This window comes from Streptomyces sp. NPDC002054, assembly GCF_040296685.1.
Classification (GTDB): Bacteria; Actinomycetota; Actinomycetes; order Streptomycetales; family Streptomycetaceae; genus Streptomyces.
The window spans coordinates 291,505-303,825 of record NZ_JBEOXT010000003.1; the positions used below are offsets into that span (position 1 = coordinate 291,505).

Annotated in this window: 9 protein-coding genes; 2 read left to right on the forward strand and 7 right to left on the reverse strand. The window is 69.7% G+C overall.

Annotation, left to right across the window (positions count from 1 at the left end):
• The 3 genes from ABT123_RS04425 to ABT123_RS04435 are packed head-to-tail and all read right to left on the reverse strand — an operon-like array spanning window position 1 to window position 3,447.
• A complete protein-coding gene (locus ABT123_RS04425) occupies window positions 1–903 on the reverse strand; it encodes an N-acetylneuraminate synthase family protein (RefSeq protein WP_351309655.1) in 903 nt (300 codons plus the stop codon).
• Between the two features lie 3 nt (window positions 904–906).
• Entirely contained in the window at window positions 907–2,112 is a 1,206-nt protein-coding gene (locus ABT123_RS04430; protein ID WP_351309658.1) for a cytidylyltransferase domain-containing protein, read from the reverse strand.
• Window positions 2,113–2,172: 60 nt separating this feature from the next.
• Window positions 2,173–3,447 carry a DUF6716 putative glycosyltransferase gene (locus ABT123_RS04435; protein ID WP_351309661.1) on the reverse strand — a complete coding sequence of 425 codons (1,275 nt, stop codon included), beginning with the start codon at window positions 3,445–3,447 and terminating at the stop codon, window positions 2,173–2,175.
• Between the two features lie 340 nt (window positions 3,448–3,787).
• Between ABT123_RS04435 and ABT123_RS04440 the strand changes: the two genes are divergently transcribed.
• Complete coding sequence (locus ABT123_RS04440; protein ID WP_351309664.1) at window positions 3,788–4,762, forward strand: glycosyltransferase family 2 protein; 975 nt, start codon at window positions 3,788–3,790, stop codon at window positions 4,760–4,762.
• Window positions 4,762–6,498 (forward strand): polysialyltransferase family glycosyltransferase, encoded by a 1,737-nt coding sequence (locus ABT123_RS04445; protein ID WP_351309667.1) that lies wholly within the window; start codon window positions 4,762–4,764, stop codon window positions 6,496–6,498. The genes ABT123_RS04440 and ABT123_RS04445 overlap by 1 nt, the downstream gene beginning before the upstream one ends.
• Before the next feature lie 72 nt (window positions 6,499–6,570).
• Here ABT123_RS04445 and ABT123_RS04450 read toward each other — a convergent pair whose 3' ends face one another.
• From ABT123_RS04450 to ABT123_RS04465, 4 genes are all read right to left on the reverse strand, one after another.
• Entirely contained in the window at window positions 6,571–8,709 is a 2,139-nt protein-coding gene (locus ABT123_RS04450) for a 3-hydroxyacyl-CoA dehydrogenase NAD-binding domain-containing protein (protein WP_351309670.1), read from the reverse strand.
• On the reverse strand, window positions 8,706–9,932 hold the full coding sequence (locus ABT123_RS04455) for an acetyl-CoA C-acyltransferase (RefSeq protein ID WP_351309673.1): 1,227 nt from the start codon (window positions 9,930–9,932) through the stop codon (window positions 8,706–8,708). The genes ABT123_RS04450 and ABT123_RS04455 overlap by 4 nt, the downstream gene beginning before the upstream one ends.
• A 216-nt stretch (window positions 9,933–10,148) precedes the next feature.
• A complete protein-coding gene (locus ABT123_RS04460; RefSeq protein ID WP_351309675.1) occupies window positions 10,149–11,435 on the reverse strand; it encodes an HRDC domain-containing protein in 1,287 nt (428 codons plus the stop codon).
• 196 nt (window positions 11,436–11,631) lie between these two features.
• Entirely contained in the window at window positions 11,632–12,294 is a 663-nt protein-coding gene (locus ABT123_RS04465; protein WP_150206749.1) for a response regulator transcription factor, read from the reverse strand.
• Window positions 12,295–12,321: the final 27 nt, after the last annotated feature.

A 12,321-nucleotide genomic window follows, 5' to 3' on the forward strand; every position in this document is an offset into this window, starting at 1 on the left:
TCACTTACCCGCCACGACGCCCTGAACGCGGCGGAGCTTCTTCATCGGGCCGAGCTCCGACTCGTAGACCTTCTTGATGCCGTCGCCCTTGGCCTCCTCGATGACACGGATGTCACGGACGAGGCGCTGCAGGCCGCCCGGCTCCACGGAGGCGGCCTGGTCGGAGCCCCACATGGCGCGGTCGAGGGTGATGTGGCGCTCGACCACGGTGGCGCCCATGGCGACGGCGGCGACGGTGGTCTGCAGGCCGATCTCGTGGCCGGAGTAGCCGATCGGGATGTTCGGGTACGCGGCCTCCAGCGCGTGGATGACGCGCAGGTTGAGCTCCTCGGTCACCGCCGGGTAGGTGGAGGTGGCGTGCAGCAGGATGGTGTTCTCGCTGCCCAGGACCTCGACCGCGTGGCGGATCTGCTCCGGGGTGGACATGCCGGTGGAGAGGATGACCGGCTTGCCGGTGGCGCGCAGGGCGCGCAGCAGCTCGTCGTCCGTGAGGGAGGCCGAGGCCACCTTGTGGCACGGGACGTCGAACTTCTCGAGGAAGGTGACGGCCTCGGTGTCCCACGGGGAGGCGAACCAACTGATGCCGCGCTTCTTGCAGTGCTCGTCTATGGCGCGGTACTCGTCCTCGCCGAACTCCACGCGGTGGCGGTAGTCGATGTAGGTCATCCGGCCCCAGGGGGTGTCGCGCTCGATGTCCCACTGGTCGCGCGGAGTGCAGATCTCCGGGGTGCGCTTCTGGAACTTCACGGCGTCGCAGCCGGCCTCGGCGGCGGCGTCTATGAGGGCGATGGCGTTGGCCAGGTCGCCGTTGTGGTTGATGCCGATCTCACCGATCACGTAGGTGGGCAGCCCCGGGCCCACCTGCTTGTTGCCGACCTGGCGGATGCGGTTGCTGTGCACCACTGTTCAGAGTTCCTTTCCAAGGATCCATTCGGCGATTTCTCGCACGGCGCCGTGCCCTCCATGGGCCGACGTGACGATACGAGCGCGTTCGCGGACCGCGCGGTGGGCGTCGCCCACCGCCACCGGCCAGCCGACGAGCTCGAAGCAGGGGAGGTCGTTCACGTCGTTGCCGACGTAGACGATGCGGTCGGGGTCGATCCCGGCCCCGCGGAACCACTTGGCCAGCTCGACGTCCTTGGTCTCCACCCCGTGGACGACCTCGACCTTGAGCTTGTTCGCCCGGGCGGCGACGACCGGGTTGGTTTCGCTGGACAGGATGAACACCGGGATGCCGGCCTTGCGGAGCCGGGCGATGCCCATGCCGTCGCCGCGGTGGGCGGCGACCATCTCGCGGCCGGTCTCGTCGACCCAGACGCGGTCGTCGGTCTGGGTGCCGTCGAAGTCGAGGACCACGGCGTCGACATCGGCGCGGCCCGGCAGCTCCGCCGCGTCCAGCAGCGGGGCCAGGGCGCGGGCCCGGTCGAGGTCGCCGGGCTCGTCGATCTCGATGGCCCGCTCGGGGGCGGTGGGGACCAGCTGGGTCCGGCCGAAGAAGCGGTGGCCGTGCTCGCGGAAGCCCTCGGCGCGCATCGCGTAGACGGTGCCGGTCTCCAGGTACTCCGGGTGCCGGTCCTGGCGGCGCTGGCGGACGGCCTTGTCGTGGTTGACCCCGTCGGCGCTGTGGCCCGCCGGAGCCCCGTCCGGCTCGGTGCGCCAGACGAAACCGTGGAACGGCACCGCGGTGAAGGCCGAGTCGGCGCCGTCGCGGGTGATGGCCAGGACCGTCTCGTCCACCTCTTCGGTGGTGATGAACGGGCTGGTGCACTGGACGAAGACCAGCACCCCGACGGGCTCGCCGTGCCGTTCCTCCAGGGTGTCCAGCGCGTGCAGCAGAGCCGATTCGCTGGAGGACCGGTCGGCGGCGAGCTCGGCCGGGCGGTCGACCACCTCGGCACCGGCCGCGCGGGCGGCCTCGGCGATGACCGGGTCGTCCGTGGTCACCACGGTGCGGGTGACGTGCTCGGCGGCCAGGCAGGCGCGGACGGCCCGGGTGATCAGCGGGACGCCGCCGATCGGCGTGACGTTCTTTCCGGGTATGCCCTTGGACCCGCCGCGGGCGGGGATGACAGCGGTGACGGCGGACGAGGCCTGCCGGACGGCCGTGTTCACAAAGGTCTCCAAGGAAGGGTGAGGACGAAGCGGGTGACTGGACTGGCACTGGGGCACGGGCTACACGCCGCCCCATTGCTGGATCTTCGGTGCCACCCGCTGGACGCCGAACTGGTAGGCGCCCTTCATGACACGGCGCGAGGTGCGGCGCATCGCACTGCTGGACCGGGCTCCCGGCATCTGCCCCGGAGACCCGTCGAGGTTCAGGCCGCGCCGGCCGAGCAGCGTGCCGACGTAGTCCGGCGCACTGCCGGCGGTGTAGTACGGGGTGATGGGCGGGAGCGGCGCACTGCCCAGCTCCGCGACCCGGGCCCGGAGTTCCCCGAACGGATCGGTGGCGCGGATGCCCTGGTCGTGGGTCCAGGATTCGTGGGCCATCGGCGCGGCACCCTGGTCGATTGCCTCCCAGTCGGTGACACAGCCGGAGCCCACGAAATAGTGGTTGCCGTGGATTTCCCGGACCCCGAGATCGGCCAGAATGGCGGTCGGCATTCCGCGGTGCATCGATTCCAGAGCAGCCGTCGAACTCACCGTCACCAGGAGGTCGGTCCGGTCGAGGGTGTCGGACATGTTGCCGTACACGAAATGCAGATTGGGCGGCAGGGATTCTTCCATCTCTTCCGCCAGCACCTGGTAATGGTGCGCTTCCACATGCGTGGTCGCTTCGCCCGGCTTGCTGCGGAGTTTGATGAGCACATCACGCCCCGGACGGAGCCGCGCATGTTCGATTGCGCGGCGCAGCATATAGGTGCGGCCCTTTCGGTCTCCGGGGACCGAGGGCTGTACCGCGAAACACAGGGTGTAAGGGTGCTGGGCATTGGTCCGGTTCATATCGTACGGCCGGTGGTCGAGGAAGGGCAGAGCGGTCTGCACGATGCTCGATCCGGGAATTCCCAGCGGTACGTATGTCTCACGGAATCGGCGGGCGTCGAAGGGGCTGTTGGCCAGCACGATGTCGGCGCCGGCGCGCAGCAGCAGGCCGTCCGTCACCTTCTCGTAGACGACACCGACATAACCGGTCATCAGAATGGGGCGATGCCATTGCCCTTGGAAACGATAGGCCAGCGCGTGCAAAGCGGCGTGGGTCGCTCCGCCCACCGTGCCGAGGATGATCACGTCCGCGTCGTCCAGCTCCGGCGCCGCGGCGAACTCGGGGAGCGTGGACTCGGAGATGGAGGCGGGTGTGATGCCGACCTCGGCGAGCTGACGGGCCGTGGGGGTGCTGCGCCCGCGCAGCATGTGTGCGTGGACCTGCCCGTGCGGAGCCATGCCGATGGCGAGGCCCGCCCCCCATTTCCAACGGGTGTCGGAGTCAGCGAGTACGTGGATGCGCACTGTGACTCCCGGCTCGTTGTGGAAAGCGGACGTGGCTCCTCAGCTGAATCTGTGTGCGAAAACTTCCGATTCGCCCCCAACTGCCCCCGGCCCTCGCGCCCCCAGCACAGAGGTTCTGGTCCGGATAGCCCCGCAGTCCGGATCACTGTACATCCTGACCGAACCTTTACAAGTCGGTGGAGTGGTGTGTCACACGCCCCGGAATCGGAAGGGGATCCGAGTGGTTCTGTCATGATGTTCGGCGGGCTTACTGGTGCGTGGGCCCGACGTGTGCTCGGCGACTGCGCCGGCGCAGTCCCGCGGGGGTGCATCTGTGAATGGAAGAAGGTGAGTGTTACTGATGGTCACGTTGTCGGTGATTGTTCCAATGTGCAATGTCCGCGACTACTGTCGGACGACACTTAAGTCTCTGGCGCTGAATGCGAGAGAAGACTTCGAGTTCATCATCGTGGACGACTGCTCCACGGATGGGACCTTGGAGATCATCCAGCAGATGCTGCCGGCCATTCCGGGTGCGGTCCTGATACCGAATCCGCAGAACATGGGGATATCGGCCACCCGTAACCGGGGACTCGCCGCTGCGCGCGGGCGCTATGTCACGTTCCTCGACGGGGACGACTGGTACGGCCCCGGATATCTCGCGCAACTGGTGAGCTGGATGGGCCAGTCGGGCGTCGACTTCATACGCACCGGACACGTCAAGGTCTTCGGCAAGAAGCGCGAGATCGCCAAATGTCCGGTCTCTCCGCGGGCCATGCAGCTGGACCCTGCGGACTATATCCTTCCGGTCGATGCCTCGTCCATCGTCGACTACCCGCTCGTGTGGGCCGGAATCTACGACCGCGAGCGCCTGCTCTCCTTCGACGGCCTGTTCTTCGATGAGACCCTCCGCACGGCCGAGGACCGCCACTGGATGTGGCGCCTGCATCTGCGGGCCCGTTCTTTCGGTGTCGTCGATCTGCACGGCATCTTCTACCGCCGTGATGTCGCCGGCTCGCTCACCAAGATTCCCGACGAGCGCCAGCTCGATTTCATCGTGTGTTACCAGAAGGTGTTCCAGGAGATCGCCGGGCATCCGCGCGGATATGAACTGTCGTTCAAGGCGATGCGCACGCTCTGCGCGATGATCTGCATCCACCTCGACCGCGCCGACACCTACGACGAGTACACCCGCTCGCTGCTCATGGAGCGCAGCGCCCGGGCCCTGATGGAGTGCCCCCAGGACGTGCTCGAGGGGACCCTGGCCGGCATGGATGCGCGCCGGGTGAAGATGCTGCGATCGCTCCTGTCGACCGTGCTGGGTGTTGCCGCGTAATGACACAGATATTTGCTGCTTCGACCCTCTACGGTGCGATGACGGTGGCCGCCGCCATCGACGCCGGCCAGTTCGGGCCGCCGGGCGGGCGCGAGCGCATCCTGCTCGTGTGCAACAACGTGGACATCCCGGAAGTATCGACTCCGCTCCACCGGATGCACGGAGCCAACTCCGTGGTGTCCCGCTTCACCCGGATCGTGTACTGGAACGAGCTCATCGCCCCGTACCACCCGTCGATGTGGGGCCCCCGGGGCGAGGACCTCCTGCTCTGGCGCACCATGCTCGGGGAGAAGATCCGCCTCGCCCCCGGCCCGCTCGAGCTCATCGTCGAGTCCATCCAGGTCAAGCCGGCCCAGACGCTCTGCCAGATCTTCTCCGACGCCACGGTCACCGTCTACGCGGACGGGGTGATGAGCTACGGCCCCACCCGCAACGACCTGCACCGCGACATCCACGCCCGGATCTCCCGGGTGCTCTACCTGGACCTCATCCCGCAGCTGGTCCCGATGCTCCTGACGGAGTACCGGATCCCCTCGCAGCCCGTGGACACCCGCGCCGTGCTCGGACTCATGTCGGAGCTCACCCGGGAGTGCCGCCCGCTGCTCGACGCCGCGATCCCCCCGCACATGCTGCAACGCGGTCAGGAAACCGCCGTCCTGCTGGGCCAGTACCTCTCCGCCCTCAACATCCTCTCGGAGGAAGAAGAGGAGCAGCTCCACCTGCGGATGTTCGAGTCCGCCGTGGGCATGGGCTTCCGCTCGGTCATCTTCAAACCGCACCCCAGCGCCCCGTCCAACCTGGCCGACACCCTCGCCCTGGCGGCACAACAGGCCGGCGTGGACTTCCTGGTGGTCGACGCCCCCGTCCTGGCCGAGACCATCTTCGAGTACCTGAAGCCCCGTTCCGTCATCGGCTGCTTCTCCACCGGCCTGTTCACCGCCCGTGCGCTGTACGGGATCCCGGTCGGCCAGATCGGCGCGCTGGAGGTCATCCGGCGGATGCGGCCGTACGAGAACAGCAACCGCATCCCCGTCACCATCACCCACGCCCTGCTGCCCGACCTCGAGGCCCCGGGCAACGGGATGGGCGACCGCATCATGGACGCCGCCTATGTGACGGGCGAACTGGCCGCGTACGTCTCCACCGTCGGGTTCTGTATGCAGCCCAAGCGGTATTCCTTCCTCCGCCCGGTCGCCGAGCAGTACATCGCCGCAGCCGTACCGGTGTGGGAGCAGCGCCCCGAGCTGGGCATGCACTTCAACGACAAGACCCGGGACAAGCTGGAACTGCCGGGTCCGCCGACGAAGAAGACCCTGCGCGGGCGCCGGATGCGGTCCGTCCCCTCCCAGGGCATGCAGTTCGAGGTTCCGGTCACCGAGATCTCCCTCGCCGGGTTCACCTCCCTCCTGGAAGACGGCGACGACGAGGGCGCCCTGCAGGTCGGTACGAAACTGCTCGCCGAGCGCGAGCACTTCGACGTCCTGATCGGCATGGCCCAACTGCGCATCCGCAGCGGCGAGCTGGACCTGGCCGAGGGGCACCTTCGGAAGGCGGTCAAGAGCGCCGAGGGCAGCGAACGGGCCCTGACCTGGCTGCGGATCGGCGAAACCGCCGTCCGGATGGGCAAGCGGGGCACCGAGCTGCGGCAGCTGGCCGGCCGGGAGGCGCTGCGGATCAACCCGAACTCGCCCGCCGCCGAGCGGCTGGTCAAGGGCAAGCGCTTCCTCCGCCGCTGACCGGCCCCACAACACGGCGAAGCCCCTCCGCACCGGGTGCGGAGGGGCTTCGCCGTATCTGTCCTGCGTACGTTACGCCGGGACGCTCGCGACGCCCGGGGCGAGGAACTTCTTGCCGTTCACGCGCTCCGAAACGCCCTCGCGGTCCAGGTACGGCGTGACGCCGCCCAGGTGGAAGGGCCAGCCGGCGCCCGTGATCAGGCAGAGGTCGATGTCCTGGGCCTCGGCCACGACACCCTCCTCCAGCATCAGGCCGATCTCCTGCGCCACCGCGTCCAGGACGCGGTCCCGCACCTGCTCCTCGGTCAGGACGGAGTCGCCCTGGACCAGGAGCGCGGCGACCTCGGGGTCGAGCTCCGGCTTGAAGCCGTTCTCGGCGGTGTAGACGTAGAAGCCGCGCTTGCCGGCCTCGACGACGCGCTTGAGGTTGGGGGAGACGGTGAAGCGCTCCGGGAAGGCGCGGTTCAGGGTCTCGGACACATGCAGACCGATCGCCGGGCCGACCAGCTCCAGCAGCACCAGCGGGGACATCGGCAGGCCGAGCGGCTCGATGGCCTTCTCCGCCGTGACCACCGGGGTGCCCTCGTCGATGACGTTCTGGATCTCGCCCATGAAGCGGGTCAGGATGCGGTTCACGACGAACGCCGGGGCGTCCTTGGTGAGGACCGCGGTCTTCTTCAGCTTCTTGGCGACACCGAAGGCCGTGGCCAGCGAGGCGTCGTCGGTCTGCTCACCGCGGACGATCTCCAGCAGCGGGAGGATCGCGACCGGGTTGAAGAAGTGGAAGCCGACCACGCGCTCCGGGTGCTGGAGCTTGGAGGCCATCTCCGACACCGACAGCGAGGAGGTGTTGGTGGCGAGGATCGCGTGCGCCGGGGCGACCGCCTCGACCTCCGCGAACACCTTCTGCTTGACGGACATCTCCTCGAACACGGCTTCGATGATGAAGTCCGCGTCCGCGAAGCCCTCGGCCTTGTCCAGGACACCGGTCACCAGGGCCTTGAGGCGGTTGGCCTTGTCCTGGTTGATGCGGCCCTTGCCGAGCAGCTTCTCGATCTCGGCGTGGACGTAGCCCACACCCTTGTCCACGCGCTCCTGGTCGATGTCGGTGAGGACCACCGGCACCTCCAGGCGGCGCAGGAAGAGCAGCGCCAGCTGCGAGGCCATCAGGCCCGCGCCGACCACGCCGACCTTGGTGACCGGACGGGCCAGGGACTTGTCCGGGGCACCGGCCGGGCGCTTGCCGCGCTTCTGGACCAGGTTGAAGGCGTAGATGCCCGAGCGCAGTTCGCCGCCCATGATGAGGTCCGCGAGCGCGGTGTCCTCGGCGTCGAAGCCGGCCTGGAGGTCGCCGTCCTTGGAGGCGGCGATGATGTCCAGGGCGCGGTAGGCGGCCGGAGCGGCGCCGTGCACCTTGGAGTCCGCGATGGCGCGGCCCTTGGCGACGGCCGCGTCCCAGCCCTCGGCGCGGTCGATCTCGGCGCGGACGACCTCGGTGGTGCCGTTCAGGACGTTCGCGGTCCACAGGAGCGACTGCTCCAGGAAGTCCGCGCCCTCGAACAGCGCGTCGGCGATGCCCAGGTCGAAGACCTGCTTGCCGCGCAGCTGCTTGTTCTGGTTGAGCGAGTTCTCGATGATCACCGAGACCGCGCGCTCGGCGCCGATCAGGTTCGGCAGGATGGTGCAGCCGCCCCAGCCGGGGACCAGACCGAGGAAGACCTCGGGCAGGGAGAAGGCCGGGATGGCCTTGGAGACGGTGCGGTAGGTGCAGTGCAGGCCGACCTCGACACCGCCGCCCATCGCCGCGCCGTTGTAGTACGCGAAGGTGGGGACGGCGAGCGCGGCGAGACGCTTGAAGACGTCGTGGCCGCCCTTGCCGATGGCCAGGGCCTCCTCGTGCTTCTTCAGCAGCTCGACGCCCTTGAGGTCGGCGCCGACCGCGAAGATGAACGGCTTGCCGGTGATGCCCGCGCCCACGATGGAGCCCGCGAGGGCCTCCTGCTCGACCTGGTCGATCGCCGCGTTCAGGTTGGCGAGGGACTGCGGACCGAAGGTGGTCGGCTTGGTGTGGTCGAAGCCGTTGTCCAGCGTGATGAGCGCGAAGCGCCCGGCGCCGTACGGCAGGTCCAGGTGGCGGACGTGCGCGGAGGTCACGACCTCATCCGGGAACAGCTCGGCCGCGCCCTTCAGGAGCTCAGCGGTGGTGCTCACTTGGAGTCTCCCTCGGTGTTGAAGTGCGGGTTCTCCCAGATGACCGTCGCGCCCATGCCGAAGCCGACGCACATGGTGGTCAGGCCGTAGCGGACGTGCGGCTGCTCCTCGAACTGGCGGGCCAGCTGGGTCATCAGGCGGACGCCGGAGGAGGCGAGCGGGTGGCCGAACGCGATGGCGCCGCCGTACTGGTTGACGCGGGCGTCGTCGTCGGCGATGCCGTAGTGCTCCAGGAACGCGAGGACCTGGACCGCGAAGGCCTCGTTGATCTCGAACAGGCCGATGTCGTCGATCGTCAGACCGGCCTGGGCGAGGGCCTTCTCGGTGGCCGGGATCGGGCCGTAGCCCATCACCTCGGGCTCGACACCCGCGAAGGAGTACGAGACCAGGCGCATCTTGACCGGGAGGTTGTTCTCGCGGGCGAAGTCCTCGGAGGCGATGAGCGAGGCGGTGGCACCGTCGTTGAGACCGGCGGCGTTGCCCGCGGTGACCCGGCCGTGGACGCGGAACGGCGTCTTGAGGCCGGCCAGGTTCTCCAGGGTGGTGCCCGGGCGCATCGGCTCGTCGGAGGTGACCAGGCCCCAGCCCGTCTCACCGGCCGCCTCGTTGGTGTTGCGCACCGAGATCGGGACCAGGTCCTGCTGGATCTTGCCGTCGGCGTACGCCTTGGCGGCCTTCTCCTGCGAGCGCACGGCGTACTCGTCGGCGCGGAGCTTGGTGATCGCCGGGTAGCGGTCGTGGAGGTTCTCCGCGGTCATGCCCATGAACAGGGCGGACTCGTCGACCAGCTTCTCGGAGACGAAGCGCGGGTTCGGGTCCACGCCCTCGCCCATGGGGTGGCGGCCCATGTGCTCGACACCGCCGGCGATGGCGACGTCGTACGCACCGAAGGCCACACCGCCCGCGACGGCGGTCACGGCGGTCAGCGCGCCGGCGCACATGCGGTCGATGGAGTAGCCCGGGACGGACTGCGGGAGGCCCGCGAGGATGCCGGCCGTGCGGCCCAGCGTCAGACCCTGGTCACCGATCTGCGTGGTGGCCGCGATGGCAACCTCGTCGATCTTCTTCGGGTCGAGGTCCGGGTTGCGGCGCAGCAGCTCCCGGATCGCCTTCACGACGAGGTCGTCGGCGCGGGTCTCGTGGTAGATGCCCTTCGGGCCCGCCTTGCCGAACGGGGTGCGGACGCCGTCGACGAAGACGACGTCCCTGACGGTACGAGGCACGATGGCTCTCCTCCAGGGTGCGGGGTGGCACTGCTGCGCGGCGTCGCGCCCGGATCTTCCTGAGCGCGCGCTCACCCCGTCATGCTACTTGCGGGTAACCGAACTGGACACCCCCTGCCCCGGGAGCGGCGAAGGTCACACCGGCCGCGGGCGGCCCGACGGGGATACGGCGAAGCCCCCGGCCGGGGGCCGGGGGCTTCGTACGGGTGCAGCCGGTCAGACCGCCGCGGCCGTCAGGGCCGTGACCAGGGGGACCGTGACCTGTTCGATCTGCCAGGGCCGGGCCCCGAACTCGGTCAGGGCCTCCGCCACCGAGGCGGCCGTGACCTGCATCGGCGGCTCCCAGCAGAGCCGGCGCACGGTGTCCGGGGTGACCAGGTTCTCCTGGGGCAGGTTCAGCTGCTCGGCCAGGGCCGAGACGGCGGTCCGGGCCGCCGAGAGGCGGGCCGCGGCGGCCGGGTCCTTGTCCGCCCAGGAGCGCGGCGGCGGCGGGCCCGAGGGCGTCGCCCCCGGCTGCGGCAGCTCGGCCTCGGGCAGGGCCCTGGCGCGGTCCACGGCGGCCATCCACTGGTCCAGCTGGCGCCGGCCCATCCGCTGTCCGTACCCGGGCAGGGCGGACAGGGCGTGGACGGTGGCCGGAACGGCGAGGGCGGCCTCGATGATCGCCGCGTCGCCCAGCACCTTGCCCGGGGACACGTCACGCCGCTGGGCGATCCGGTCCCGGGTCTCCCACAGCTCGCGCACCACGGCCATCTGCCGGCGCCGGCGCACCTTGTGCATGCCGGAGGTGCGCCGCCAGGGGTCCTTGCGGGGCGGGGCGGGCGGGGCCGAGGCGATGGCGTCGAACTCCTGCCGGGCCCAGTCCAGCTTGCCCTGCCGGTCCAGTTCCTTCTCCAGGGCGTCCCGCAGGTCGACCAGGAGCTCCACGTCCAGCGCGGCGTACCGCAGCCAGGGCTCGGGCAGCGGGCGGGTCGACCAGTCGACCGCCGAGTGCCCCTTCTCCAGCGCGTAGCCGAGCACGCTCTCGACCATCGCGCCGAGGCCCACCCGGGGGAACCCGGCCAGCCGGCCGGCCAGCTCGGTGTCGAACAGGGTGGTCGGAACCATGCCTATTTCGCGGAGGCAGGGCAGGTCCTGAGTGGCGGCGTGCAGGATCCATTCGGTACCGGCCAGCACCTCGCCGAGGCCGGACAGGTCGGGGCAGCCCACCGGATCGATCAGCGCGGAGCCCGCGCCCTCGCGGCGCAGCTGCACCAGGTAGGCGCGCTGCCCGTAGCGGTATCCGGAGGCACGTTCGGCGTCGACGGCGACGGGGCCGGTGCCCGCGGCGAAGGCCGCGATCACCCGGGCGAGGGAGTCCTGGTCGGCGACCACCGGAGGAATCCCCTCGCGGGGTTCGAGCAGCGGAATCGGCAGCCCATCGGACGGAACATCGACGTCGTCCGGGGGGCCGCCCCCGGTGGTGGTGCGCAGGTCTGCTGCGGTCTCTTGGGCGTCGGTCACCGCTCAAGGGTATCCGTGGATACGACGCGCCCGTCGCCGGAACGTTCCGGCGACGGGCGCGATGTAGAGGTACGGCAGTTTGGCGGGGGGTTCCCGGGGATACCCCGGGCGTTTGTCCGTGCGTTTATGCGGGTGACTATCCGGGCGGATATGCGGGCGGATATGTGGGCGGCTATCCGGGGGCCGCGGGCCGGGCTCAGTGGATGATCCCGGTCCGGAGGGCCACGGCGACCATTCCGGCACGGTCCCCGGTGCCCAGCTTGCGGGCGATCCGGGCCAGGTGGGACTTGACGGTCAGGGCGGACAGGCCCATCGAGACGCCGATGGCCTTGTTGGACTGGCCCTCCGCGACGAGGCGCAGGACCTCGACCTCGCGGCCGGAGAGCTCGCGGTAGCCGCCCGGGTGGCTCGGGGCACCCGGGGGGCGGCGGTGCATCCGGGCGGCGGCCGAGCCGATGGGCGCGGCGCCCGGCCGGGTGGGCAGCCCGATGTTGGTACGCGTACCGGTGACGACGTAGCCCTTGACTCCGCCCGCGAGGGCGTTGCGGACCGCGCCGATGTCGTCGGCGGCGGACAGGGCCAGGCCGTTGGGCCAGCCGGCGGCCCGGGTCTCGGAGAGCAGGGTGAGACCGGAACCGTCGGGCAGGTGGACGTCGGCCACGCAGATGTCGCGCGGGTTGCCGACGCGGGGACGGGCCTCCGCGATGGACGATGCCTCGATCACGTCACGGACTCCGAGGGCCCACAGGTGGCGGGTCACGGTGGAACGGACGCGCGGGTCGGCGACGACGACCATGGCCGTCGGCTTGTTCGGGCGGTAGGCGACCAGGCTTGCGGGCTGCTCGAGAAGAACGGACACCAGGCCTCCTGGGGGAGTGGCGGGACG